General features: G+C 53.4%; 17 protein-coding genes. All 17 read right to left on the minus strand.

All coding sequences use genetic code 11. The annotated features are described in order from the left end of the window. Nucleotides 1-207 precede the first annotated feature (207 nt). Nucleotides 208-1,644, minus strand: a complete 1,437-nt coding sequence (locus tag ACZ51B_RS10365; RefSeq protein ID WP_464293247.1) for a hypothetical protein — start codon at nucleotides 1,642-1,644, stop codon at nucleotides 208-210. A gap of 97 nt (nucleotides 1,645-1,741) precedes the next feature. Then, nucleotides 1,742-3,085, minus strand: a complete 1,344-nt coding sequence (locus ACZ51B_RS10370; RefSeq protein ID WP_464293248.1) for a carboxypeptidase-like regulatory domain-containing protein — start codon at nucleotides 3,083-3,085, stop codon at nucleotides 1,742-1,744. Between the two features lie 63 nt (nucleotides 3,086-3,148). Beyond that, complete coding sequence (csaB, locus tag ACZ51B_RS10375; RefSeq protein WP_464293249.1) at nucleotides 3,149-4,219, minus strand: polysaccharide pyruvyl transferase CsaB; 1,071 nt, start codon at nucleotides 4,217-4,219, stop codon at nucleotides 3,149-3,151. Nucleotides 4,220-4,223: 4 nt separating this feature from the next. After that, nucleotides 4,224-6,122: a DUF5693 family protein gene (locus ACZ51B_RS10380; protein ID WP_464293250.1), complete on the minus strand. Its 1,899-nt coding sequence runs from the start codon at nucleotides 6,120-6,122 to the stop codon at nucleotides 4,224-4,226. Nucleotides 6,123-6,150: 28 nt separating this feature from the next. Beyond that, entirely contained in the window at nucleotides 6,151-6,822 is a 672-nt protein-coding gene (locus ACZ51B_RS10385) for a rhomboid family intramembrane serine protease (protein ID WP_464293251.1), read from the minus strand. A gap of 125 nt (nucleotides 6,823-6,947) precedes the next feature. Continuing rightward, nucleotides 6,948-7,355 carry a hypothetical protein gene (locus ACZ51B_RS10390; protein WP_464293252.1) on the minus strand — a complete coding sequence of 136 codons (408 nt, stop codon included), beginning with the start codon at nucleotides 7,353-7,355 and terminating at the stop codon, nucleotides 6,948-6,950. A gap of 42 nt (nucleotides 7,356-7,397) precedes the next feature. Further along, nucleotides 7,398-8,960 (minus strand): carbohydrate ABC transporter permease, encoded by a 1,563-nt coding sequence (locus tag ACZ51B_RS10395; RefSeq protein WP_464293253.1) that lies wholly within the window; start codon nucleotides 8,958-8,960, stop codon nucleotides 7,398-7,400. Nucleotides 8,961-9,101: 141 nt separating this feature from the next. Continuing rightward, nucleotides 9,102-12,185, minus strand: a complete 3,084-nt coding sequence (locus ACZ51B_RS10400) for a hypothetical protein (RefSeq protein WP_464293254.1) — start codon at nucleotides 12,183-12,185, stop codon at nucleotides 9,102-9,104. 2 nt (nucleotides 12,186-12,187) lie between these two features. After that, complete coding sequence (locus tag ACZ51B_RS10405; RefSeq protein WP_464293255.1) at nucleotides 12,188-12,670, minus strand: hypothetical protein; 483 nt, start codon at nucleotides 12,668-12,670, stop codon at nucleotides 12,188-12,190. Between the two features lie 23 nt (nucleotides 12,671-12,693). Then, complete coding sequence (locus ACZ51B_RS10410; protein WP_464293256.1) at nucleotides 12,694-13,167, minus strand: hypothetical protein; 474 nt, start codon at nucleotides 13,165-13,167, stop codon at nucleotides 12,694-12,696. Then, nucleotides 13,164-13,589 (minus strand): phage holin family protein, encoded by a 426-nt coding sequence (locus tag ACZ51B_RS10415; protein ID WP_464293257.1) that lies wholly within the window; start codon nucleotides 13,587-13,589, stop codon nucleotides 13,164-13,166. The genes ACZ51B_RS10410 and ACZ51B_RS10415 overlap by 4 nt, the downstream gene beginning before the upstream one ends. Continuing rightward, nucleotides 13,586-14,077, minus strand: coding sequence for an N-acetylmuramoyl-L-alanine amidase (locus tag ACZ51B_RS10420; RefSeq protein ID WP_464293258.1), 492 nt, complete (start codon nucleotides 14,075-14,077; stop codon nucleotides 13,586-13,588). The genes ACZ51B_RS10415 and ACZ51B_RS10420 overlap by 4 nt, the downstream gene beginning before the upstream one ends. Before the next feature lie 59 nt (nucleotides 14,078-14,136). Further along, the gene (locus ACZ51B_RS10425) at nucleotides 14,137-19,566 is read right to left on the minus strand and encodes a hypothetical protein (protein ID WP_464293259.1); all 5,430 of its coding nucleotides are present in this window, start codon (nucleotides 19,564-19,566) and stop codon (nucleotides 14,137-14,139) included. Further along, nucleotides 19,566-21,302, minus strand: a complete 1,737-nt coding sequence (locus ACZ51B_RS10430) for a hypothetical protein (RefSeq protein ID WP_464293260.1) — start codon at nucleotides 21,300-21,302, stop codon at nucleotides 19,566-19,568. The genes ACZ51B_RS10425 and ACZ51B_RS10430 overlap by 1 nt, the downstream gene beginning before the upstream one ends. Next, a complete protein-coding gene (locus ACZ51B_RS10435) occupies nucleotides 21,299-21,934 on the minus strand; it encodes a hypothetical protein (protein WP_464293261.1) in 636 nt (211 codons plus the stop codon). Before ACZ51B_RS10435 ends, ACZ51B_RS10430 begins: the two co-directional genes overlap by 4 nt. Further along, a complete protein-coding gene (locus ACZ51B_RS10440) occupies nucleotides 21,934-25,458 on the minus strand; it encodes a hypothetical protein (protein ID WP_464293262.1) in 3,525 nt (1,174 codons plus the stop codon). The genes ACZ51B_RS10435 and ACZ51B_RS10440 overlap by 1 nt, the downstream gene beginning before the upstream one ends. Next, entirely contained in the window at nucleotides 25,448-26,116 is a 669-nt protein-coding gene (locus ACZ51B_RS10445) for a hypothetical protein (RefSeq protein ID WP_464293263.1), read from the minus strand. The genes ACZ51B_RS10440 and ACZ51B_RS10445 overlap by 11 nt, the downstream gene beginning before the upstream one ends. Nucleotides 26,117-26,158: the final 42 nt, after the last annotated feature.

Consider the following 26,158-nt stretch of genomic DNA (forward strand, 5'->3'; position numbering starts at 1 on the left):
TCAGAAGATTGAGCTATTCGAGGTGTGTCAATCAGCGTAAGGCATCCACGAACTGCGCGTGAGGACAAATAACACCTATTCTGGCGCTGGCTTTAGACTGTAGAACCCGTTCTTGGTGATGGGCAACGGATAGCTTTGAACTTCAAGTCATGCGGCTCAGTAAATGCGCCACATTCTAAGGACCGGGCAAAAGAAACAGGTCGTCAATTATCCGCCATTCCCTTTCTTGGGAGGGGTGGTCTTTGTGACGGGTGGTTCCGGTTTCTTTTCGCCTCTGGGGTCTTCGCCGGAGAGGTCGACGTATCGTGCGGAAACATCGTCTCCGTCGATTGATTCGGTGTCCTCATCCTGATCTTCCTTTGTTGAGAGGAGCATCATTTTTGCGATGAGGTCATCTCCGATGGAGTTCTTCATGCGCGTGTCTTTCTTGCCGGGCGTGCTGTTTAGTTGCAGCATGTCGGTTTCGCCATCGTACTGACCATTGTTGGTCCACGCTTGTCGCCACCGGCCGCCTGGGAATGACTGGAAGGCTTGGGGATTGCCTTGGAATACCGCATGGCGTTCGCCTTTCTTGTACCAGTAGGTCACTTCGCCTGCGGTGATGGAGAGGGGGTAATTCCGGATGGTTTTGCCGCTGCGCAGTTCGTCGTCCTTTTTCTTCTCTTCTTCATTGATGGGCGACTGTGGGCGGGCTTTCGCTACTTCGGACGGGACCTCTGGTCGGAACGGTTTGATTTCCGAGACCTCGGGTTTCTTGTCTTGGTCTTTCTTAGGCTTGACGAGCATCACGACGTTGCCTGTGAAGACGGCTCGGTGTTCTTTGCGGTAGACCACCACTTTGTCGGCCACCACATTCGCCTTGCCTGAGTAGTAGGTCACTCGACCGGTAGCGGTGATGATGTCGCTTTTGATGTCGCGCACCATTTCTGGGGCCATGACGATGACTTCCCCATCTTCTGCGCGTGCGTTCTTGTAATAGTCTTTTCCGTTTCGGCGACTGAACTTGCCGCTGAGGTCCCATGTACGGGGGCTGACAGGCTCTTGAGAGGCTTCTTGGAGGGCTGTGAGCTTGCCTCTCCATCGGATGGAATCGCTGTCGGCATTGCCCGTTTTGAAGTTGTATTTGAAGTTGGCCGCGATCAGCTGGCCACCTTGCAGCTTTCCGCTTATTGGGGTCATCAGTCGCAGGTTGCCGCGCGGTGTGTCGAACAGCATGGTTTGCGTGCTGAGGTCGAAGTCTTTGCTTTGAACTCGTGCTTTCTCGCCGACGTTCAGTTGTTGGGAGAGTGTGTTCCAGCTGCCGGTTCCTGCTGCGAACTGGACCGGGCCTTGGTCTGAGTAGTAGAGGCCGTTTTTAATGCCTCTGAGATCGAATTTATGCCGGTCGGGGGTGCCGTCTACCCGGTCCATATCGGCCTTGGCCACCAGCTTTCCGTTGGTGTACATCGCCATCTTGACCCCAGACATTCGGATACCGACTTCGTCGCCTAGCCCGTTCACGGGATTTTGACGTAGCTTTTTGAATGGGTCCAGTCCCATGTAGGCAGTAACGGATCGGTAGGAACCGTACACGAGGCCAATCGCAACAAGGCTCCAAGCCGCGTTACGTACGAGATTCTTCCCAACTGGATTAGTTACTGCCATTCGATGTATCTCTTCTTACGCCTGCGTACCGTTCATTGTATCGGTAGCTTGCGGGAGGAATAAAGGAATTGCCCCGAAAGAATCGGGGCAGTTTTCTTTAGGGGGCAACAAACGTGCCCACTGGGCTGAATGTGTTTGCTGTGTTGTCGGAGTTGCTGCCCACTACGATGTAGTAATAGGTGCGCCCTGACTGAAGAGCTGGTCCGTTGTAGACGAAGCTATTGGTTGTGGAGGGGGCGGAGGCGTTATTGAATCTGGAGCTCTCTCCTATTGCCGGATAGTTATCGAAGATATAGACCACGAACTGGGAAGCGCCTGTTCCGGCGGACCAGTTGAAGGTTAGCGGGGCGGTTCCCACGGTTCCTAATCCAAGGTCGCCGAGCGCTTTCACCGTTACGGTGTTCGAGATGGGTCCCTCACCTGCGCCTGTTGAGCTGTTGTAAGAGGTGTTGAGTGCCGTTACGCCGTAGGTGTAATTGCGTCCTTCCACGAGCGTTGCATCGGAGTCCGCGAAGAACTGACCTAGCGGGTCACGGAAGAAATCAACTGATCTGAGAGATCCGCCATCGACGCCTCTATACACTGCGTAACCCAAGATGCCGATGCTGTTGACTTGGTCCCAAACAAGGTCGACTTCGATCGCATTTCCGTTGATCGTGTCGCGAACCTTACGTGTTACTCGCTTCTTCCCTGCAAAGCCTGGGTGCATCAGTTGCTTGACTGCTTCGATCGCGCTCTTCTGTGCTGTCGACCGGCTGGCGAGCTGAGGTGAAGTGACAATGGTTGCAGAGACGTTTTGTGGAGCTGGCAAACTTGGATTGGATGGGTTGCCGATTGTGAAATCTTCTGTTCTCGGGTCCGTTCCAATCGTGATGGTTTCTGTGCTGTCTCCAAATCCGAGCGCGTTGCAAGTCACGGTGTAGGTGGTGCCTTTGCGTAGGCTGCCCAGCTGGTAGTGACCGCTGCTATCTGAGATGGCGTAGCTTGAGCTCAGATTTGCGCCATTGGCTTGTCGGGCGAAGATGCGCGCACCCTGAATAACATTGCTTTGGCGGTCGTAGACTGTGCCTTCGATGTAGTCGATCTGCGAATCGGGCACCACCACGATGTTCAGGTTTTTTGCGCGTTCGCTGGAGAAGATGCGTGGGACGTTGGATCCGAAGTAGCGCTGATTGGCTTGGTTAAACACCTCAGCCCTTACAACAAGATCCCCCTCCGGGAGGTGAGTTAGCGTGTAGGCACCCGTGCTATTTGAGTAGGTCTCTCGGTTGTTGGTGGAGTTCTTTACATCTAGGTAATAGACTCGGGCGTCTCGGACTGGGTTGCCTTGGTCGTCGAAGATGACCCCGGAAACATCGCCATACGATTTGGGTGAACTGCCTCCGCACCCGATTAAAGCTAAAGATAAGGCCAGTGCTGCTGGCCATAGAATTGATTTCATCACCATTGTGGGTTACGCGCGAGAACGCCTAGCGTTTCGTCAGGATTCTGCAAGAATAGGTACCTATCTTACAAGCTGCTTGACTAATTCGATATTTCCTTCTGCAGCTTTCACCATTTCTTCCCGCTTTTTCTGAATCAGTTTGGCGTTACGCTCGCGGTCTTTGAAGAATGCGCTAAACGAATCGAGAAGTCTCGGGGCGGTTAGGCCTTCCATGTTCACGCTTCCACCCAGGTCGAGAAGTTTGGCAAAAGCCGCAACCTTGGGATCGTAGTTGATCATCAACGGTGGGACGTCTACAGAGGCGGCCAAGATGCCTGCGTGGAGGCGCATGGCAATGACAGAGTCCATGCGGGAGATGCGCTGTTGCACTTGCATGGGAGTGGTGAGCTTTCGTAGGTCGGGCACTTTTCCGCCTTGGCGCTTGGAGATCTCTTGGATCAGCGGGGTGTCCTCTTCTTTGTCCATGGCGACGAGCACTGGGACCCAACCGGCTTGGTACAGGAGGCGGCTGAACTCCCCAAAGAGCCCGGCGACGTCGATCCCTTTCTTATCCACGGGACGGGGAGCTAGTCCGACAGTCTTCATGGATCCCACGTTGAACGCTTCAGAGTCTTCTGTATTCGCCGGCATGGGGAGCAAGAAGGCGCTATCGGCTGTGACTCGGGTGTTTACGTTGACACCAAGATCACGAAGAGCCTGAAGGGAGCCTGGGTCGCGTACGGCGATGCCGTCGGCCATGCACAACGCACCCGCAGCCATTCGTTTCCCAAAAAATGAGTTCAGTGGGCCGATACCTTGCCCTACTAAAACAACTTTCTTTCCGGCCTTCTTAGCCATCTTGATGATTTGGGCGTAGTACGCGACACTCTTGACACTTGTCGAGTCTTGGAAGATGCTTCCACCTGGGAACACCACCGCATCGCAAGCCTCAATCGCCTCCGCAATCTGTTTGAAGTCACGACGCGGATAGCTACGGAATCCGTAGAGACGATGGGTCTCTTCTGGAGCTCCGCTTAAAACCGATATGTCGTACCCAGCACTACCTAAACCATTAACAAATCCGAGCATCACGGCGTCATCGCCTAGATTGCCGGAACCAAGATAACCAGCCAGCAAAATATGCCCTGCCAAGTGATTACGCCTCCCTCTCGGGAACCCAGCGGCTAACAACCAACCAGCTTCCCACACCGATAATACACCCGAGAACGAGTCCAATCATGATTCTGGCCAAACTCAGCATCACTGGAATGTGCAAATGACACATTGTGTTCACAACGCTGGTCTGTCCGATGGCGCCCAACATGAGCGCTAGAACGGTCCAGCCAGCCAATCTTGTCTTGGACTGAGCAGCGGCTCCGATCTGCTTCTCTCGCCTCATATGATGCAGGAGAAGTCCTATGGCCACGAAGAGAATGGGGTGGCCGATCATGAACTCTTTGGTTCTTGGTCGAACGTACAAGAATCGGTCCAGAAGGTTTCGGAAGACCATCTCACCGCCGCTGGCGCCTACCCCGCTGTCGTTGCCCGTTCGAGCGAGCATGAGCGCAAGCGAGATCATGATGGCGAGGCTTAGTGCCGAGGTTCCCCATGTGATGGGGCTGCGGAGGTCGGCCTTCCAGTTGGTGAGCCGCATGAAGTAGTGGAAGCCGACCACGATGATGGGGAGGAACACCGAAAGCTTGATGGCTTTGAACTCGGACGCCTTGACGTAGAACGGCAGGCCGTTTAGCATGCCTCCTACGAGCATTCCGCCGATTACGCTGAATGCTGACACGATGATAAAGCCGATGAGGATCGTGCTCCAACGATTCCCTTTGGAGTTCGAGAGCCAGTCGTCGAGCATGAAGAAGCCCGCGATGGGGAACGCCATGGAACCTGCGAGCGCCATCAGTTGCTGACCGCTCTTGGTTGCACAAGCCAAACCCAGAAGTGCGGCTAGAATGGCGCCAGCGATGAGGATCTTGGGGTTCGTGGTGAAACGAGCACCTACCGACCAAACGACGGGTGCGCACACGAGTCCCAGCAAGATGAACAGGGCTTTGGGAACGTGTGGCTCGTGGAACACGTGGGGGCGGCCGATGACGATGCCTTGCTTGGTAATTCCATGGTCAATCTCTCGGATAAATGTTCCGAGCGATTCGAGCGGATCTACTGCTGCGAAGCTGCGTGGTCGGATGAGGAGCACGCGCATGTTTCGTTCACGTGCAGCCTTCACATAGCGCTCTACTGCCTCTACTGGGCCGAGTTTGTCTAACTCTGCTGCTTGTGCTGAGTGAAGCCGCACGACCAAACCGGGTGCCTTTTCTACGATCTCTGTATCGCCGCCGATTTTAGCGAATTCTGGAGATGCATAGGTCATTCCGAGGGTTTCGAGCGTGTCGATGGTGCTCTGGAGCGCTTCTAGTCGCCCTAGGACCTGGTCGCCTTGTGGGAGAAAGACTGTTGCACCACGCTCATGCGCCCAGGCGAGTGTCTCTTGCACTGTCTTTTCGCTGATTCCAGCTGGGTTGGAACAACGGGCAATGATGACGAGCTTCAGCTTTTGGGCGAGCTCGACTTGCTTCGGATTCAGGCCGATTGCTGTGGAGCGGATGTGTTGCACCGAGGTGGGTGGCAACATGAGGAGATCGCCACGTGGAGTTAGGCGTCCTGCGAAGTCATGGAACCGGATGCGGAGGCCTTGTTGAACGCGCTCCATCTCCGACTTGTCGTTGAATCGGAGTGAAGAAGCCGAGCTGCCATCGGATCCTGCTGTGGTGACCACTGCTGCTTTGCCTTCGGCGATGAGCTCGCTGATCGTCTCTTCACCGAGCACCACCGAGTTGAGGCCCTGGGCTTTGAGTGAGATCAGTGCGTGTTCTATGTCGGAGCCTTGTGAGGAGGCGTAGGATTCGGCCGTTTCGAATTCGACAGCCAACGCAACCGCACGGTTTTGCGATTCGGCTTCGTGCCGTTTCCAAATGCTATAGAACGAGACGAGCGCCGTGAACAAGGCAGCGACGATCACTACTAGACGAATTCTCTGTTGCGTCAAACGGTATCTCCAGATGTTACAAGGCGTGTTATTCGAACTCTAGTTCTCTTCCTTTGAGAACCGTTGAGCGGCCGCCCATTACGAGCACCGTCAACATTCCGGCGAGGAAACCACCCGCGTGCGCCCAGTTGGCAACGCCCTCTTGGGGGAAGAAGATTTGGTATAGGAACCATAGCCCCAGCAAGATGTAGGCGCTGACTTCAAAGGAAATGAAGGCTAGGATGGGCACGAAGATCTCGACCTTGCTGGTGGGGAACATGAGGAAGTAGGCCCCCAGCACTCCACCGATGGCTCCTGAGGCACCCAAGGTAGGCACGATTGAATTGGGATCCACCCATATCTGAGCGGCAGCGGCGCATACGCCCCACGCTAGGTAGTAGAGGGCGAATCTAACAGAGCCAAAGGCTTCTTCGATGCCGGAACCAAAGACCACGAGGAACACCATGTTCCCTAGGATGTGGGTGACGCTTCCGTGCATAAACATGGAAGTGAAGATCGTGACTAGGGCAAAGCGGTCTCCAGTGCCACGCGCGGCTTCTACTACTTCGCGAGGTCGCATTACTAGGTCAGCGAAAACGATGCTTGACCCAAAGATGTGTCCCTGCCGGTCCCACAGATAAATCACGACGTTCAGGGCCACTAAGGTCCACATAACGAGGGGAATATTCTGCTTAACGCGGTTATCGCGAAGAGGAATCACTGGCGCTGAGTCTACTTGAGGAACAACGAGCCTGTATGTAAAGGCCCTAAAATCTGCTGTGTACATGAGTATCACGCCACAGTTGATGGTGCAGGCTCCCGCTTTGGGAGCCTGCACCGGGTTATTCAGAGCTTCTGGATCTTGTCCTCGACGTCCACGTTGAGCCCAAGCTTCTTTAGTGTGATCCGGAGTTCCACTTTTGCAGTTGCTGCCTCGAGGGTTTTGTCTATCTTTGTCTCAAACCTGAAGCACCGACGTGTAGCGGGATCGAGCGGTTCGTATTTTGCAAGTTGCACCGATGACTCTCGGCCGACATAAATGGGATGGGGAGCTTTTGCGTAGGAGGGACCAACAAATCCGCCGCCACCCCAGAATAGACCGTTCTGACGGAGCGAATCGTTGTTCACTCCGTCGGCAATCTCTAAAGGAACCCCCGCATTTCTTTGCTTATCGCCCATGTTTATCATCTTCTTTTCGACTGATGAAAACGAAGTGCATTCGCTCATGATTTTGAAGTCGAGGTCTACCTTCACGATCTGATCGACTTTCGTTCAGTACTGCCTGTTGAGCGAGCTTTAACGTTCTCCCGGAAGCACGATTCCGCGCATGATCACGCGTTGTGCACAAAGGAATACGATCAGTGTCGGGAGAGCGGCAAGGGTGAGGGCTGCCATCATGACGGACTTCGGAGCGGTTATCTGCAACTGGTAGATCCAGACCATTAGTGTCCACATACGTTGGTCTTGCACCACCAGGAATGCGTAGAGAAATGCCCCGTAGGACCCCATGAAAGCCATCAACGCTAGGTAGCCAAGCACTGGGCGGGAGAGTGGGAATGCGATGCGGAACATCATCGTTGTCTCCTTGGCTCCGTCTAGCTGGCCTGCCTCGAACAGTTCTTGCGGCAGGGAGTCGAAGAAGCCTTTTAGCAGGAAGATCATGTATCCGCTTGCGGCCGACGGGAGCACCAGGGCTGCAAAGGTATTGAGGAGTCCGAGGTCTTTCAGCAACAAGAAAGACGGGATCATGGCGACCTCTGCGGGGAATGCCATGGTTGCAAGTAAGAAGATGAGGATCTTGCCGGACTGGCGGACTGGATAGCGTGAGAGTGCGTATGCAGCCAGCGGATTCACCATGAGCTGAACCGCGATTGTGAGGAGGCAGAAGATGACCGTATTGACCAGCGCGCGACCGTTCAGCACGATGTAGTCCAATACATACGTGAAGTTTCGGGCTGAGAACTCGCGCCTGAGTTCGCCCGAGTGGGATGCTACATAGGCACGCTCAGCTTGTTCGATGGGCATCGGTGAGGTGAGTTGATCGCCTGTAAAGCCTTCCGCTGCGAGAAACTCTCGCCAACGATCTTCCACCGTTTTGGGGATATATCTTGTGGGAAGCGCTTCGGCGATGAACTGGCTTAGGACCGCCCCGGATTTCGGCAGCATGAGATCGTCGAATTTCTTAGCTTGACCTCTGACCTCCGCTGGTACGAGATCGATCTGGTTCTGCCATTTCTTGCTCGCCCACACTTGGTAGATGCGTTGTTGTTGGATGGGAATTCTGAATTCGACCGGCAAGGCAGCTTTGAACTCCAACCACTCTTGGTATTTTGTGGTGTTTGGGGGGTTCCAGGTTTTTCGGTCGAGCAGTTCTGCTGGGACATCGATTGTTTGAAACCCAATCGCCTCTTCGATATATTTGCGGTTGACTGTTTGGATGTCTCGGTACCGGGTTCTCAGCCAGCTTTGATATCGGACCCTGAGGCGGCTTGTTACCTGGTTAGGGGCTAGCTGAAAACCTGCTCGCCAGCAATCGAGCGGAAGCTGTTTTAGGAACCTTTCGTATGCGCTGAGCAGTTTTTCATCTGCGGGTTTAGCGTTTCGGGTGGATGCGATGTTGATGCGGTTGCCTGAATATTTGTCATCTACATACTTTGAAACGAGTTCAGAGTCTGCCTGGAGGTAGCGGGGGACGACCTGGTTATCGTTTTGATCCGTCGGCCCTTTCAGGCCCGTTGACAGCATCAGAATAAATGGATAGACCGTAGTCAACGCGCCTAAGCAAAGCACGAGATACAGCACCGCCATGGCGAACCTTGCCCGGAACCGTTTTCGACCGACTTTGCCTACGAGACTCATGTTTCTGAAATTGTAGCCCTGCACAATCGAAAGGCTTATTGATAGCTACTCTTAGTTAGAAATAACGACTGACAACAGTTAGACTTAACTGTGTAAATTGCCCCGTGAGTCACCACAATGGTCACCACGGGGCAATTTGTTTTAGATCCTCTGTGGCGCTGTGCCAGCCTGAACAGAGTTCGTTGCACCAGCGTAGCTGATGACGTTGATGACAGGATTTCCTAGAGACATGACCATCGACTGGACCAAGTCCGACACCAGTGATCCTGGACCACTCGCACCCGTTCGAGGCCTCATCTGAGCATCATAAGCAAGTCGCCGACCGTTGGACACGGCCAGGTAACTATTGTTACTTGTCACTAGCCCTTGGAAAGGCCTGGTGCCTCCTGTTCCCTTGCTGATGATCTGCATGTAAGGGTCCTGGTCGATGCCCTTCGAGCCAGTCATCTTTGTTGGCAGGGTGTATGTCCCACCGACGATCTGGTTTTGGCCAGGGCTGTTGTTGATTGCCCACATCATGTTGCCACTGCAAACATCCGGGCCAGCATGGGTCCACACTCCACCCTTCGAGAACCAAACCTTCGAGACTCCTGAGTAGTCAGTGTCTGTCTTGTTGGCCAGGTTCTGAATCAACCCGTACTGCCTTGGTCCGCCTCCGTTGATGTAGTGGAGGTTGCAATGGGAGTCGTTCACATACTGCGCGGTGCCGTTAATGAAGCACTGAGCAGTTCCATGATCGCCTACGCCGGAGAAGTCCACAAGGTCCCAGCAGTTGATTCCCGTTCGCTGGCCAAATGCCAGTCCGCAGTCAATCTCAGGAGCGCCCTGGACCCACCTGTATTCACCTCCGCAGCTGATGTACAGATTGTGAGGGTGAGCATACGTCGAACTCAAAGCAATCGTCGTGGTAGCCGTCTGGAGCGCGTCCGAGCGAGAGCCATTCCTTTGAGCAATCCAGTCCCCAATATGCACGCAGTTCATCACTGAAAGGTCGTCTCCTAGCATGTCAAATGCCGGTTGCGCACCTTCAAAGAAGTTGTGTCCACCGCCGCCCCACTGACCAGGTCGATTGTACGATCTGATAGTGATGACAGCCTGAGGGCTATAGCAAGCCAAGATCCCCTGGCATTGCTGGCCATTGATGACCGGATAGAATTTGGCAAGTGTTCCAGGCGAACTCGATAAGTTCGTGGTCAACGTCAACACCTTGGTCCCGGTGTTGTACGACTGGATCGTGTAGATAGTGGCGTCTCCAGTAAACTGCACTTGGAACCCAGGCTTAAAGTAGTTCAGAGGAAGGTTCGTCCCCGAAAGGGTGACGAAGTTGTTTCCAGTGACACCATTGGCAACGATGTTCGGGCTGTGCCCGTAGACCGCTTCGCTAGCACCATAAGCTCCACTTGTCAAAGCAGGGATAGCCCCACTGATCAATAAGGAGCCTTCGGTTCCACAGCAATAGGTGACAAGATCCTGCCCACCGCTATTCGGCCCGTAGGCTACGATGTTGTTCGTTTCTCGGCCCCAAGCTGCCTTGGTGTACCAGCATGACCCCCATGCACCTGCAAGGCTTCCAAACGCGTGCCTGTTGTGGTAGTACGACTCACAAGCGTAGATCTTGTAAACGTTCGGAGCCGCGCCCAGGCTAACTATGCCATAGCCCAGATAGCTTGTGTCCACTCCACCAGAAGCCCCGGCACCAAGCCCAACACCATCAGTTCGGATTCGCGACGCACACAGCCGGTCAGCGTTGCCCAGAATAACGCCGTTCTGCTCGTTGCGGTAGAGTCGCTCGATGTCGATCTTGCCGTTAGCAGGGTAGTTCACGTCTGGCGACGGTGTTTCAGGATGCACGTAGAGGTTTCCACCCGAAACGGTCCAGGTACCCGAATAGGCTTCGCACTCGGTTGTATTGGAGACCTTTCTCCACATGCCCGAGCAGCCAACGTTTGCGCAGTCACGAACCGCGACAATGTTGGCCGAGTTTCCGTCTGCGATCTGAGACACCCTGCTTTTAGAATCCGCTGTGACCAACGGTAATCCGGTCGTGTTCGTATAGGAACCTTTGTCTGGGATGACCGTAGACCATGCGGAGATGACCGCTATTTGTTCGTTACTTGAAAGCAGCGCCTCGCCTGGATTCATCAGCTGCACAAAGGACGCACGCTTCACAGTGGTGAACAACGTTCCGAACTTCGCTTGCGTGATGTCCCCGTTCTTGGTGCCGTTAGGGTGATTCACTGGGTCGTAGGCTGCCAGCGTGATCTGGTTGCTACCGTTGTTCGAGAGGACCTCGACACTCGCAACGTACGGGGAAACTCCACTACCAGCCCCGGTTCCGTTTCCGTAGAGATACAGGATCTCACCAGGCACCGGAAGAGGGTTCGCCGCATTCACGCCGGTTAAGGTGATAGGGTTCGCCCCGAGAGTTCCGTTGTTAGACAGAGTATTCGGGTCAACACTACATGTCCATGTCGGAATGGCATCCTTCCAGATCTGGCCACCAGCCAAACAGTAGGCTACATCGCCTTGGGGATTAACAACCTGCATGTTCCGCAGCTTGACAAGCGACTGGAACGGTCCGGAACTAAGTACAACGTCAGAAGCCGCAGCCGTCCCGAAGTCAGCCGCGTCACAAATATCGAACGGGTACTTGTCGAGAGAAGCATTCTTCTTTAGAATCTGAATATAGTTCTGACCTGCGAACGCGCCCGAGCCAGCACCGCATCCAATGATTGGATACAGTCCAACCTTAACGCCCGTCCCACCCTTGACATAGACGCAGTGCCCCCAGACTAGCTTAGAGACTCCAGCGTTATAGTAAGTATTGAACGCAGTGGCGTGATACAGCCGCCCTGTCGTGGCATCCCACGTCACACCACTAGCATTAAAGCCTAGTTCATCGAGTCCATCGTTGGCGGTGTCAGATGGGTTCCTTCCTGCGGGGGTAGCAATAGAAGGGTGGTTGCCTCCAGACTGCTTGGTTGCGTTCAACCCTGAGTGGAAGAAATAGGCCTTCGATGTCGCGACATTGACGCCATTCGCGTAGTCCCGAACGTTGTGGCTGATCTCGTTCAACCGGTAGTAGGCCAACCGAAGTTTATGAGGCACATAGTCAGCATCGTAAGGGTGACCCCATGCCCCTAAACTCGGCACCAACGATGGGTCGATAATGGACACACCGGTCCCGTTCGTGGTCCGGACTCCGTACGGTGGTAAAGCAGGCATTCTTAATTCCTCCCCAGAACGAGCAACCCTCCAGGGTTGATGTTTGTTGTCGTGTTTGCGTTGGGAGCATACGCGGGATCGTTGTTACGATAGCCGTAGCCCGAAGTGCCAGCCGAGCCGTCAAGACTTCCGCCCGCATTAGCGTAGATAGAGCCGGTCCCGGGAGATGGATAGGACAGCTTGCACTTAACAGTCATAGGGTCCATCTTGTAGCCAAGGTTTGCCAAAATGACCGGCAGTGAAGTGGCCGTAGCAGGAATCGTGATCGAGATGGCAGAGGTTCTCGTGCCGTCATTCTTAGTGAGTAGCGCGGGTGTGTTATCACCTAGGAACGTCTCGAATTTAATGGAGCCTATGGACCCGCCCACGCCACCACCGCCAATGGCAACTAGGCAAATAGTATTCAGAAGCTCTGGAGTGGTACTCCGAGCTTCTGAATAGACTCCAACGAGCGTCCCGTCAGGCAGGGTTCGTTGAGTTGACATGTTGTATCCTTGTTGGTCGAGAGTTACCCCTTGAAAGAAAGCCCCACCAGAATCCCTAGACTCATGGAGGCTGGCGAGGCCGAGAAGCTTCCCCGAAAAGTGGGACCCGCAAAGAGCGTCAACCCACCATCCTTCGTCGCCTTGTAGCTAAACACCGCAGCAACGCCGTACCCGAAGGTCGTGTCCTGAGTGCTGTACGACCCGAGCGCCCAAACCTCCGGACTGAGATCGGTACCGAACACGCCATTGAGCTTGCCGATAGTCTTCGAGATAACCGCCGTGGTGCCACTGCGATCAAAAGCCAGGCTGTACTTAAACTCTGGAACGCTAGGCGTTACAGAATCCTGAGATTTGAACTTGTGTGCGAACGGAGCGGATGCCTTGAATGGCTCATAGGCAACCTTGAGATCGGTCGGCGTAGAGTCAGAAGGCTTTGCGAAAGTGACCACCGCGATAGAAAGCGAGGTGACACATAGGAGCAGTTTCAGTAGTTTCATTTTTTGGTTTCCTCCAGGTTTTCTCCCATCGCGACAGCGTTAGGACGGATCTTTATCAGAGCGTCTTGCAAACCCTGCGGGATGGGGACCCCCAATACGCTGGCTTTCTCAAGGAGAGACAACCCCTCGTTGGCAATAAACAGGAGACAAGCCCCCGCAGCCCACGGGACTTCGCCTATTCCGGCGATAGTAACGTTCGGGATAAAAGAATCGATAAGAGCCGAGAAGACGACGATTAGGAACATGAGAACCTTCCTAACCGCCCCTTCGCGGGCGATGGTGCTCGATAGCGTCTTGCGGGCGAAAGCAGCCGCATAACCGCCAATCGAGTCCAGGAGCATGGAGACCACGAACACATAGACAAACCATTGGGTCGTCTGCCAGTCGTGAAGAAATGACTTGTAGAAGTCGTAGGTTGTCATTCTGTGATTGGCCTCCGTCCTGGCCAGTAGGTGAACCCAGCCGCCTTGGCAAATGGCTGGACGTTGATCCCAACAGGGTCAACCTTGCGAGGCCGAGAGATGCCGTCGTGTGTCGATAGGAACTTCAGACTTGGGATAGCCCCCTTTAGCTGACTAAGCAGCTCGACAACGGCGGTTTCTTGGGCTTTGGTAAGTGGATGCTTTCCGTCATCCATGTTCGCGAAGGAGATCCCTATCGCGTAGTTGTTAACATCGGAACCTTCCCACCCGATGGACTGACCCGCATGGAACGCTACAAGGTCGGTTCCAACCAACTTATGCACGGTCCCGTCTCGGTCAATGATGTAGTGGTAAGACAATCCCCGAGCCTTCAGAGTGTCGATAGCACCTTGTGCGTCATTGCCGCCAGTAGCGTGCAAAATCACGCCAGTAAAATTGCGTGTGCGCTTCCTGTGGGCTAGCCAAGGCGATTGGGTGCGAACCACCATGAAAAACAGTTTACACGGTTAACTAACCATATGCAAGTAGAAAGTTAACCGTGTAAGTTTTATTTTCCGCTCATTACTGAGCGTAGGTTCATTTCAGTCTTATTCATCTTGAATTCCTTTTGAATGTCAAGATATTTGGCTTTGATTTCGGTCTCTAAGCGAGCTCTTTCAGCTAGCTTCTCCTTACCGAACTCTTTGATTGCGGCCTTTACGTTCTGCCCATTCTTATCCGAGATAGCCTTAAACTCACGATCCAGATCGTGTAGCCTGGTCAGAGTAGGTTCTAGCCCAGCAATAGTCGTGACGATCTTCATCGCAGGGAACGAGGTTCGCGCCGCCTCGAACCATGCAGCTGAGTTGACCAGGTCCTTATAACCGGCGACATAGCCAGGCTTTGCATTGGGTAGGTCGTTCTCGAACTGGTCACCAACCTTCTTGGCCTGGAGGATCTTTCTAGCCCAGTTCTCAACGTCGGAAACACTGACAGGCTTTGCAAGTTCCATGTAGTTGGGAACTGGGTTTCCATAAGGATCCGCTAGCCGAGGGTTAGCCCCAGGATTGAGTTCGCCCGCAAGCCCGAGCGAACCCGAGGAAGTCAGATCGTGAGCAAGTGCGGTAAAGATATCCATTACGTTTCGTGACCTAGGGCCGTCAGTCATTGACTCTTGGACAAACGTCTTAACCGTTGCAAAGGATGTCTCTTTGCCTGGAGTCCCGAAGATTCTATGCAGGGCACCGATGTAGTCTCCGGAAGCAAACATGTGCCGTGTCTCATCATCGAAGCCCTTGCCCTTGATGAACTCGCCAAGGTAAGTGGATAGCCCACCTACCGCCACGGCATAACCCATGGCTCTTGCGGCAGGAACAAGGTTGCCCTTCGCTGCTTCACCAATTACCTCACGCATGAGGAACCGAGTCGCAACAAACATGGGCTTCTTGAATCGGAGCGCCACTGTTCCGGCTGGTGTATTCATCCAGTGGGGCAGGTCAACAGCGTCACCCGAGTACGTCAGCTTGCCTCTGATGTTCTTCGCGAGAACCGCAGAAGCTAGGTCATTCTCATGGAACAACGTTTCAGCGCCGTCCTTAGATGCCTCACCAACGAAGTCCTTAAGACCGTAGAAGTCGATCTTACTGAGAACTTCCGCAGGAACCGGCTTGTTCTCCTTAATGGCCTGCGTAGCGGTTTCTAAGGCATCAACGGCATCCTTATAACCTGTGATGGCCGCAAACCGCTTCATGGCCGCGTCCATGGAGGAAATGCCAGTAGCGGTCATGACGGCATCGGTAAGAGTTGTGAGGCCCATGACTCTTTCACCCGAGGTTGCGAGTTGAGCAGCACCCTTCTTGAGCTTCCCTGTGAGAGTCGGAGGTAAGTCCTGCTTAATTTCCTTCGCCCATTGTTCATGGACAGCAGCCATCAGGTTCGCTCTTTCCTTAACGCCTGCCTCGTTGGTAACTAGCTCCCATGCCGCCGATAGCGCCCGAGGCAAGCCCGCCTTGTGCATCGCGTAGATTGCATCGTTCAGCTGCGCTCTCAGAGTGAGAGGAGTAGACAGTTTCGTTATCGCCTGGACCTTCCCTTCAACGCTAGCCGCAGTGCTTTGCCACGTCTTCTGGAACCTCTCCGGACCCCAACCGTAAGCATCGCCTATGATCTCGTTGATAAACCGGCCGTACTGAGGATTCATCTGATTCACGGAGTTCACTACGTGCCCAATGGCTGATGGTTCAGGGCCGAACTGAGCAGCAATACTTAGCCGCTTAGATGCCCTCTCGCCGTACAGCTGCATCGACTTTATGTAGCTGGACTCGTAGGGGTCTTCGACATGAAGGTTCCCATCTGCATCAGTCCACTCATACTTAGCCATAGTCATCTGTCGCTCTCGCTCAAGGTTTGCCATGAAAGAGCTGATGTCCTGGTGACTGGCTAGATCAACCGATGAGGCAAGATCACCTAGCTTGGCGATCATCTCATCATTCGAAATCCCAACCCAATCCGGATTGTTCTTGCGCACCATCTCAAGCAGCGCGTTTCGCTGTCCAACTGGAAGTTCATCGATTGCCTTGAGACTTCGCGTGAATCCATCGCTGAGAATACGAGGAACAAAAGATTCGCCTAGGCGGTTGATTGGCCGCCCAAAGGATTCGCCAGGTGCGATCTTGTAGATACTGGGGTTACCCTCGGCGTCCAGGATCTTAACCTTCAGGTAAGGAGTCTCGGCGTCTGGTGTTGCTACCGCATTTTCGGCCCTCGCATTCTGTCTTCGTGCGTTAGCATTGAAGTCGGTCCCTTTGCCTGGAACGGTCTCGAATGGATCATTTGCCACACGCTGAACATTCGGAATCTCTTCTCCCAGATATTCACCAAACACGCCGCCACGAATACGGACAGAGGCACCTACTTTGATCTTCGCGCCTTGAGTGCCGTCGTTCACTACACTGACACGACCGCCAAGCGCCTCCCAGTCGTCAATGATCTTGTCAGTGGCCACCTTCACTTCACTTACGAATGCCTTCCACTTCTCCGGTAGACCATCAGACCAATCCCGACCTTCCTTTATGTTGGTCTCCATCATGTCTCGGACCTTGAGGTCCATGCTCTTGAAGTCGTTTGATTGCCACCACTTCTTACCAAAAGCATTGACACCCGCAGCACCAACAGCTTGCTCGAATTGGCCTCGCACCTGAACCGCGTGAGACCTACCCTCAAGCAAGGCGTTTGCAGTCTCACCCATGATTCGAGTGATCTTCTGAGGGGACATCATGGCCAGGGAAGCAACCTCAGCCGGTGAGTACAACGCTTTAGCTGCCGAGAATCCGAATGGTGTCACTGGCAAGCCCTTTGAAAGTCCGCGAATTCCCCACGCCGCTCCTAATGCCGCCATTCCAAAGATGCCAGCCCGAGCAATTCCCGACAATCCATTGTTGTCGTAATACCGCTCCATAGCCTTGATGATCGCATCCTTGTTGAGAGCCACCACGGTTCCAGTCGCGAGTAGACCACCGGTGTACATCAAGGTCTTCTTGTCAATGAATCCTGCCTGTCGAGACTGGATATTGATCGTGTTGGAGCCTTTCGGAGGCTTGCCCTGGATTGGCGCTGGAACGTGATCAAGAAGATCCATAGGAGTCGAAGCCGCCTTCGGGCCATCCTCAAAGAGTCCTCCATCAGCCGCATGAAGAACTCTCGATGAGATCCCGTTGAATATCTCATCAACCGCAGCTTGGGACTTAGCCTCAACAAGCGCCCGGCCCAGCTTGACTACCGCAGGATCCGGATTGTCTAACCGCCCCTGAGACCAGAACCCAGATTTGTTGCCGCTTGCCCTGTACTCGTCAGCCATGCGCAGGGAGTCTCCTATGAGCTTCTGAACTCCAAGCTCTGGACTCGCTACACCAGACTCTACAGCGCGAACAGCTTTGACTAAGGGTACAGCTGCCTGGTCGAGACCACTCGCGATTCGCTTTCCGTAGTCACCATCCTGAACCAATCTGGCTAGAACGTCGCTGTTTTCAGGGCCAAGTACCTTTGCAAGCACAGCCGCCTTCACGCGACCTTCAAGGGCCTTCGGGTCATTGGCCAGTGTGCGAGCTTCGTTAGGGTCGATGTTGTCCAGGAAAGAGCGAATGAAGCCGTCGTTGACTCTGTTCTTAACCGCGTCAGCTATGGAACTACCCGTGTCGTGCAGGTTGTCAAAAACGTGGTCAGGTATTGCAGTGGCCGCAGACTGTGCAGCCTCAACAGAGGTGTGAGCCATCGACGTCATACCGTTTGCATCTCTCGCGAACTGAACGCGATCAGCGATAGGTTTGGCATCCGTAATTCGCACTAGAACGGGATTCTTCATCCCTTGCGCTTCAGGGTGCATCTGCTTGATCTCTTCTTGGTATTTCAGCCAGGCTGGGTTATTTGCTTCCCGTGCCGCTTGGGCTGCCATGATTCGACCGTTTCCAGATTCAACCATTCCATCAGGCCCAACAATAGGAGGACCCTTATCGGTCGAGAGGAAGTCAGTGGTCACCTCTCCATGGTTGTTGAACCGCATCGCGTTCTCAAGAATCTGTTGCCTCGAAGCAGCCGACCCACGGTCTCTTGTCTGAAGATCCTTAAACAGATAGTCTGGGTTCGGCGTACCCGTTGCCTGGTCATGGGAAGTTTTGAGATCATCCAGCTCGACAAGCTTGAGCTTCATAGGCTCGAATGGCCCGCCTTGAGGGTGTTGAGCTTTTGTAGTCCCGAGTTCAACACCGGGTATCTCGTTCGTAGTCGGCTTAGCAAGCGGTTTAGCCTCAACCTTTGGCCCAGCTTGATCTATCAAGTCTTGCTGATGGGTGATCGTGCTTATTAGATCAGCAAGAGCGCCGCCCTTTTGCTGCACAACTCCGACCTTGGTTGGCTGGATAGGTGCTTCTATCGGGGCCTCTACCTTTGGAGTGGTTGCAATAGGCGATTCCACCGTGGGCTTATTAGCTACGGTCACTTCTCCTGGTCTGGGAGGCTCTACGCTATGGATACCTTCCGTTGGAGTCGGTACATCAGGAATTTCACGAGGCAAAGCTCGGGCACCTTTTAATCCCTTAGAAACACCGTGCATTCCAAAGCCGCCGAGAATTCCTCCTAGCAACTCAAGACTTGAATCCAACTTTTCTTGAGGCGTCTTTCCTAGCGTCGCATCCAAGACTGAATCGCCCGCATAGGCGGCATCAGCGCCAGATTTAGCCATTCCTACTATGTCGTGAGGAGCGGCCACTATAGCTCCAGGGTTGAAGTTACCCATCGCTCCTTTCAACAGCTTTCCAGCTACATGCCCAGGCTGACCTAGCACGGATTCAAGCTGCGGAGTATAGTCGGGAGTTTTGATGGTATGGCCGATCTGTGCAATCTTGTCCCACCAATCCGCAGTTGGCCCGAAAGGTTCAGATGACAACCTGCTTACCGCATCGAAGATGGATTCGTTAGGGTCGATGTTTGCACGATCGTGGATCGCCTCCGCCTGGTCTACTACGCTCTGCCCCTTTGGTCCCCAGTTAACATCCTTTGGAGTGATCTTCGACATGAAGTCGTGGGCATACAGAGTAGCTTGAGCCTTCGTCATGATGAACGATGGGTCTCGCGCGGTTAGGTCGTTGATGACCTTCTGAATTCGGTATTTGATCTTGTCTCGAACTTCAGGCGTGTACTCGGGCACGTTGCCTTGATACATCTTATCAAGGCCGGCCATTACGTGCCCAAGGGTTCCTGGCGTGTCTTCCTCAGTCTGCAAGACTTGTCGAGCCATGGACTTCCGCACCTTCGGTTCTAGTCTAGCGGTGTCAGAGGTAACCGTCTGAAGCCCTAACCCTGGCGTCAAAGTAGGCTGAGATTGAAGAGGCGGTAGCGACGTGGAAGTTACTGGACCGATGCCCTGGTTGGGCACGTCAGAAGGCAAACCCAGCACTGAACGCCTTGCCCTATCTATGGCATCCGAAATACTGTAAATCGACATTACTGCTTACCTCCCGTAGTAAGTCGGTCGATCTCATCAGCAGCGGCATGGAGCTTATTCTGAGCCTCCATTCGTTTTTGATGAGCAGAGTTGTAGTTAGCCTCAGCCTCTTCTAACTGCTTGCGGAGATAAGGCAACTGATTAACCGGATCCCCAGCAGGTCCGGACCACTTCTGGATTTCCTGCTTAAGACTCTCTACGCGAGTGAGGTAGTGCGCCTCTTCCTTGTAGACATTGTCCGCGTCGGTATTGAGACCGGCAATGTTAGCCTTCAAGCCACTTAGACGATCCTTCGCAGGCTTTGCGCCCGCTGCTTGCATCGCCAACTGAATGCGTTGCAGCGCAGCGTTCGCACGGGTAATAGCAGTCTGTTGATCAACACGAAGCTTAGCGTGCTGAAGCTGAATGCCTTCAGGCAAGGCTGCAACCTCGATCTTGATTTTCTTCAACTGCTCGTTGGTAATCAAGTTTTTATTCAATCGCGCCTGAACATCCGAATCGAATGTCTTTCGATCTGCCGCAAGCTTCAATTGCTCTTGCTGAGTCCGAACATTCGTCAGCGCAGTGTCAGCAACGGTCTTGCCCGTTTGCGCCTTTACCTGCTCTTGATTCAGCGTGGGATTTAGCTCCTTCAAGGCGTCATCGAACTTCATTCCTGTCACCTGCTCAAAGAAGTTCTTCATTGCAGTGGCACGACCAGGATCCAGAGTGGGAAGCTGTTTTGCGTAAGCAGTCACCAGGTCACGAAGTTGTCTTCGCTTGTCAGCACCCTCAGCCCTATCGGTAATCTCAGTCTGAGTGATGAGTTGCCGAATCATGTCGCGCTGATCCTTCGCGGCATAACCCAACTGAGAATCATTGAAGTGCTGAAGGTCTTGAAGCTCCGAAAGTTGAGCAAGCGCCTTTTGGCGATTAAGATTATCAGTCTGCATCTGAGCCTGATTTGCAAGATCGACCCGAGCTTGCCCTCTGCCCACGAGGCCGTTAACAACATTCGCGAAGTCGTTCGGAGTTCCTCCGCCGAACAGGCGATTGACCAAAAGATATGCGCCCGCCGCCGCCGCCTCGTTCGGATCGATGTCACCGATGCTTAAGGTTTTTGGCTTCGTGCCCGGTGCGTAGGCCTGGTTCAATAGAGCAACTGTTTGCGGGCTAACGGATGCTGTAGGTATACCAAGGGCATCAAACTTGTCCATAAGCGCCTTGAGCTGAGGGCTAATTCCCTCTCCAGTTGTTGGAACCGTTTGACCGACACCAAGAGCTGCGTTCAGATGGGCTTGCGCATCTGGTGAGAAGGTTGAGAATGGATCTGGCTGAGGATTAGCGTTCCTGTACCATTCGCTGAAGATTGCATTAGCCTCTTCAGGTCGCATCTGCGGAAGATCATTAATCTTGCTGCTAAACTCGTTCAGCGCCGCCAGCCGTGTAGCCATATCCTGCGCATTTTCTCCCTCAGTGGGCCTGTATGCCTCAGTAACCAAGCTCTTAAGCTTTGATTTACCATCGATCTGAGAGATAGGGATTGGCTTAATTCCAGGCTGCGGGGAGTCGAGCGCCGAACCAATCTGCCCACCAGCCCAAGAACCCATGTCTGTTGCAGCCTGAGCAGCACGCAAGGATTTTATGATGTCGTCCGGAGAAGAGATTCGGTTTGAGGGCAAGCCAAGCACTGAGCCAAGGTCTTGCCCCATGGGCTTTACGGTGATCTCACCAGTCAAAACAGGAGGGACGCTCATTTGTACTTAACTCCTGGAAGCTGAGAGATTCCGCCAATTCCGTAATTCGTCCCATTGCCGAATGGGTCAACGCCACCACTCAACGGAGAGTAGCCGCCACCCGAAGAACTCGACGAGCGCCCAAACAACTTACCAAGCAAATTGCCTGCGCTCATGATCGCGTTCAGGTTTGCAGAGTTGTTGCTTAGGGCCTGGTTGTCGAGATACATGCCACCTTGCAGACCGGACGCCGCCTGCCCAGGATTAGGGAGCAAAGCCGCTTGGCGCTGGGGTCTAGTTCGCGATAGGTCCGCTTGAAGATTCGCGATCTGTGATGCCGAATCCCCTGCTATTTGAGCTCGCGCACGATCCTTCTGAGTATCAGCTTTATAGATGCCCGAGCCGCCGCCCGCCGCCTGCGCATCGTAATTGGAAAGAATCTTGTTCGCATAGCCTAGAACTCCCTGCGCGTAGTCATTAACAGTCTGCGCGTCCTGGCTTTGCAAATCGGTCCTATCGTACAGATCCTGCGCTCTCTGAGACGCGCCAACGTTCAGGTCATATATGCGCTGCACACTTGCCGGTACCGCTGGTTTGCCTCCAAACACCGAACCAAGTAGTCCTACTCCAGCAGCAATTAGTGATGGATCCATTAGTTATCACCTCGTTTTTGCGCACGGGTATCAGAAGCGATTTCCAGGGAATGAACGGTCTCATTGGCCGTCCCTCTCAAATCAAATTCAGCCCATTTACCACCAACGCGTACACCTGAGTTTACACGGTTAAATGGAATACTGACAACATGTTGGCCGCTTTCCGTCATTGTCTGAGAATCATTTGAGTTTCCAGTCAAAACAGACACCGTTACAAGAGGATCGGTCTCACTAGATTCATAGTAGATAACAGCCCTTAGTGCGGTATCACCAGTCATGGAGCGCCCTGTTCTGTAAAGCCACATGGGCACTTCGCCATTTACCCCAGCAACATCAGTCCCACCGTCAGACTTATATCGTCCCAACACCCCGAGGGATCCGTCCGACATCTGCATAACAAGTCCCCTGAACGGATCCGAAGTCGCGTCTACCACCTTTCGGTTGTCAGCCCATCGACCTTCAATCCATCGCCCCGATTTAGTCCTGTGAAGGGTTCTCGCCCCGTTGAAGGCCCATATCTCGTTAAGGTGCTGCCGAACAACTACAGCCTCGGGTGTAACGGATACGAAGTCCAACCATGTAGATCGGATTTCTTTCGTGACTTCAATCAGTTCGTCAGGCTCATTGGTTGAAGTCGTACTCTTCTTGAGCAGCCAAATACCATCATCAGAAGCGAACAGCGCCCTATCGGAAAACGCGCATGATGCCCGTATCCCAAGCACGCCACGAGCCGAATCTATCTTCCGCGGGAACGAGCTTTTGAAGGCCGTTTCAGATCCTATCAGAACGTAGCATTCCCGCCTTGTAAACACATACAGGTTTTCTGTCGATACCAAAGCAAGGATTGGAGACACCGTATCATCAGCGACCACGAGTGTTCGCGGAGGCCCTAGGTCAACGGATCCAGGGTCATTTGTAAGTACAACGTTGTCCCACAAGACTTCATCGTATTTATTCGTCCTGGACATGTACAGCTTGCCATTCATTCCGCCATAGCAATTTGAACCCTTCCAAGATGCCCCGCAGTTGATTCCCAAGACAACTCCGCTAAAGCTGGGAGGCGGAGCATCAAAGTTCAGAACAGTAACGGGGTAGGTCGAGCCACCCGCAGTTATGGCTGAATCTCTAAGATGGTCCTCGAAAATCATAGCCGAGGTATTGGGACTCGAATTAATCTTATGCCAGTCAGTCCCGACCTTCCTGTACAGGTTTATGGTTGCAGCCGGTGTAAAGGGTGCATCTCCAATGGGCACTTTGGCGGACATAACAGACCCAGCATATGGGAGTGTCGCGTAATCTCTTCCAGATCCTAAATGGCTCTGAGGAGTTACTTTGCAATAAAATGCTTGCCCAACTGTGGTGCCCTCCGTGTAGTTGAACGCGTACTCAAGAGGTTGCTCTGAAAGCTCACTGGCGTCTTTGAAGGGTATCGCTGAGGTGTCGTGGTAGCGCAAACCTCCTTGGTAAAACTTAACTAGGCGGTAGAAGCTCTTTCCAGTTTGATAGATCCCGAATTTCAGCCTAATTTTCTTGATGTCAGTTAGATTCCCAGAGGGAACTGAGGACAAATCTACCCACGCGCGGTAGGTTCCAAACGGCTTATTCAGTTCACCCTGAACCACTAAAGGAAGCGCCGCCGTGCTCGTGCCTGTTGAGTTGATGAACTTGATGGAGTTACTTGCAGGAGCCGCATCAAAGCCATCATTCCCGATGTCTGTTGCGGTAAGGCTAGTTGTCTGAATGATCTCCCAGTAGGCAGCCATTGCATCGGAAAACGACAACGGAGTCGCAAGGACTATTTCTAGCTCCATGAACCCAGTCTTCCAATTGCCAGTGCTATAGTCTGCTGTGCTTATCTCAAGTAGGCCTGTAACGCTGTCGATGACAGGAACAGGACTTAGCCCTCCAGATGAACTGACCACACTGACGGTGTCCGTCCCTGGAATAAACACCTGATGTTGCAGATACCTGCCAACGCTTAGAATCGGATCGGCAGTCATGGAACCTGTGTTCCCAGCCGACTGAGTGTCCTTGTAGAGAGGGTTCCAAGCTATCGAGCCAACAGGCTTGTAGTAAACACCCTCGTTAACGTTGGCTGCAAACACGCTCTTTTCATGGCTCCAGAAGAACCAATCCCCGGCGTCCACCAGCTTTCCAGCTAACTCCGAACTCCAGTTGTTCCCCATCGCGAGAGGCCTATAGCTGTCTGCTACAGAGAAGATGCCTTGGCCCCAAGCCGCCACATACTCAGCTGCTCCCCCAAACTCCCCGAAGCCCAGACCACGCGCACCTTCAAGATCAACCGTTGTCGATGAGTCAACGGTATAACTTGCCTCAAGCTCCAAGCTGTTGACATTCAGGATCACATCGGTTGGCCTAGAAATTGACGCGCTGACCGTGGGCGTGATCGCTGGATAGTTGCCAGGAGCGCAAGTGCTTAGCTGAATAGAACCTGAAAGAGTGACTGATGTAGTAGCCACTCCACCAACAACAGGAAGGCGCCGAACCTTAGTAGTTGAACTGTGTCGGCTCTCCCCGCCATCTATCGCAGGGGCACTAACAGGCCCTGAGTCAGTGCCTCCGAGTCCATCAGCCACGGAAGCTACACCGCTAAAGCCAACTATAAGCAGGTCGTCGCCCGGGTGAAGATCGACTACTCTACCGGTTGCATCTATGGATGAGTACACGGACAGGTCCACTGAAGGTGGAGGAGCACCAGGTCCAATGTAGGTGGCAGTAATGGTAGCTGTTGGGTTGCTTGTCAGCAATGCCGTCGAGCCAGCAGGGCCGTTCGTTGCCGGAAGCGGAGAGATATTAATGTTCCAATTGGATGCGTCATATGCGTGAGGATCCACTAGCGACGACCACCCAGCAAGCACACCAAGCCTGCCAGCTTGCAGTTCCGCCACGGTAACCCCTAGCGCAGCCAGGCTCACGTTATAGACAACCTGTCCGTCAGTCTCCGGCACGAGGGTATTTGTCGCGAGTTGAGCACCAATCGCAACGCCGTCCTTGGTGAACTGAACAAAGTCGTCAAACACAGGCAAAGGGTTTAGCCCCGTAGATTCCGCGTGCCTTAACACCTTCAGTTTCAAATTCACTAAAGCAGTAGGAGGGAAGGTGATTCCCCAATTGAACGTAGCCGCATAGAGGAGATTGGTCTTATCTCCGACCGTCATCCGAACAGTAGCAAACTGTGTGTCTGGGAATTGGGCGAATCCTGGAGGCGTCAGCGTGACTGTAGCTCCAGTTCGCAGCTGAGTAGTTACCGAAGCCGCATCAGACACAGAAGAGTAAGTCGAACTTGACCCCGTGGTCCATCTCCGGACCGGATGAGACTGCCACCGCCTGTACCGCGTGTCAATCCCAAACTCTCCATTCTCAGTACTACAGTTGTAGCAAATCTGGGCCTCGTTGTCGCCAATCGCAGTCTTCGCCAGAGTCGTGTTTAAGGATCCAGCAGGGATCCTTGTCTTGTACTGCCCGCCATCGGGCTTCATGGTGTAGCCAGGATTAATAGCCATAGGTTTGATTCCTAGAACCGCTTAGAATGCGTGCAAGCGACTGCCCTCGAAGGTCCATCGCGGCAGAGTACGAAGCTGAATCGAAACGCTGCAACCTCTGCATTCCGATCTCGTCAGATACAACAACCTCTCGGATGTTTGCCTGACACCAATGGTCGAACAAAATCAGGTAGTCATCCATGTTCTGGAGAACCTGACTATCCGAGGTAATCGGAGGGTGTCGGTACCAACCCTCCGCAAAAGAGTTAGGGTACGCAGCTCCACAAGCGTAGTCAAAGACAATTCGATAACTGTCTAATTGCGCGAATTTGCTCGGGATGTTCTGCGGGTCGTTGGGATAGAACCTAGATCGGATGTCACTGTATTCACAACGTCGTATCTTCACGTTGTCAATCCACACATCCAGCACATGAAAGAAGCTCTTCGCGCAGTTTGCAGGGTCAGCAAAGTTGAATTCCCTATCGCCTGGAGCAAGGGTAATTGGCTCAGGTAGCGAATAGAGAAGGTACGTTGCCCTGGAAAATTCTCCCAGCAAGGATGCTACACGTTGGCCAAACTTGGAAGCGATAAAGTTTGTCGTAGGTAATGCCCCGAAGGGATTGTCTCCGTCTGGAGCGATATTAGAAGCGATATAAGCGCAAGCGTCTGCAAAGGTCATTATCTGCTCTCAAAGCCGGGAGGCCCTTGATGGATCTCCCGG

Source organism: Fimbriimonas sp. LA-C6, from assembly GCF_055398105.1.

Excerpts from the sequence above, each read along its gene's own strand:
- ACZ51B_RS10365 (WP_464293247.1), bottom strand. The coding sequence starts at position 1,644 with ATGGCAGTAACTAATCCAGTTGGGAAGAATCTCGTACGTAACGCGGCT.
- ACZ51B_RS10370 (WP_464293248.1), bottom strand. The coding sequence starts at position 3,085 with ATGAAATCAATTCTATGGCCAGCAGCACTGGCCTTATCTTTAGCTTTA.
- ACZ51B_RS10395 (WP_464293253.1), bottom strand. The coding sequence starts at position 8,960 with ATGAGTCTCGTAGGCAAAGTCGGTCGAAAACGGTTCCGGGCAAGGTTC.
- ACZ51B_RS10400 (WP_464293254.1), bottom strand. The coding sequence starts at position 12,185 with ATGCCTGCTTTACCACCGTACGGAGTCCGGACCACGAACGGGACCGGT.
- ACZ51B_RS10405 (WP_464293255.1), bottom strand. The coding sequence starts at position 12,670 with ATGTCAACTCAACGAACCCTGCCTGACGGGACGCTCGTTGGAGTCTAT.
- ACZ51B_RS10410 (WP_464293256.1), bottom strand. The coding sequence starts at position 13,167 with ATGAAACTACTGAAACTGCTCCTATGTGTCACCTCGCTTTCTATCGCG.
- ACZ51B_RS10415 (WP_464293257.1), bottom strand. The coding sequence starts at position 13,589 with ATGACAACCTACGACTTCTACAAGTCATTTCTTCACGACTGGCAGACG.
- ACZ51B_RS10420 (WP_464293258.1), bottom strand. The coding sequence starts at position 14,077 with ATGGTGGTTCGCACCCAATCGCCTTGGCTAGCCCACAGGAAGCGCACA.
- ACZ51B_RS10425 (WP_464293259.1), bottom strand. The coding sequence starts at position 19,566 with ATGTCGATTTACAGTATTTCGGATGCCATAGATAGGGCAAGGCGTTCA.
- ACZ51B_RS10430 (WP_464293260.1), bottom strand. The coding sequence starts at position 21,302 with ATGAGCGTCCCTCCTGTTTTGACTGGTGAGATCACCGTAAAGCCCATG.
- ACZ51B_RS10435 (WP_464293261.1), bottom strand. The coding sequence starts at position 21,934 with ATGGATCCATCACTAATTGCTGCTGGAGTAGGACTACTTGGTTCGGTG.
- ACZ51B_RS10440 (WP_464293262.1), bottom strand. The coding sequence starts at position 25,458 with ATGGCTATTAATCCTGGCTACACCATGAAGCCCGATGGCGGGCAGTAC.
- ACZ51B_RS10445 (WP_464293263.1), bottom strand. The coding sequence starts at position 26,116 with ATGACCTTTGCAGACGCTTGCGCTTATATCGCTTCTAATATCGCTCCA.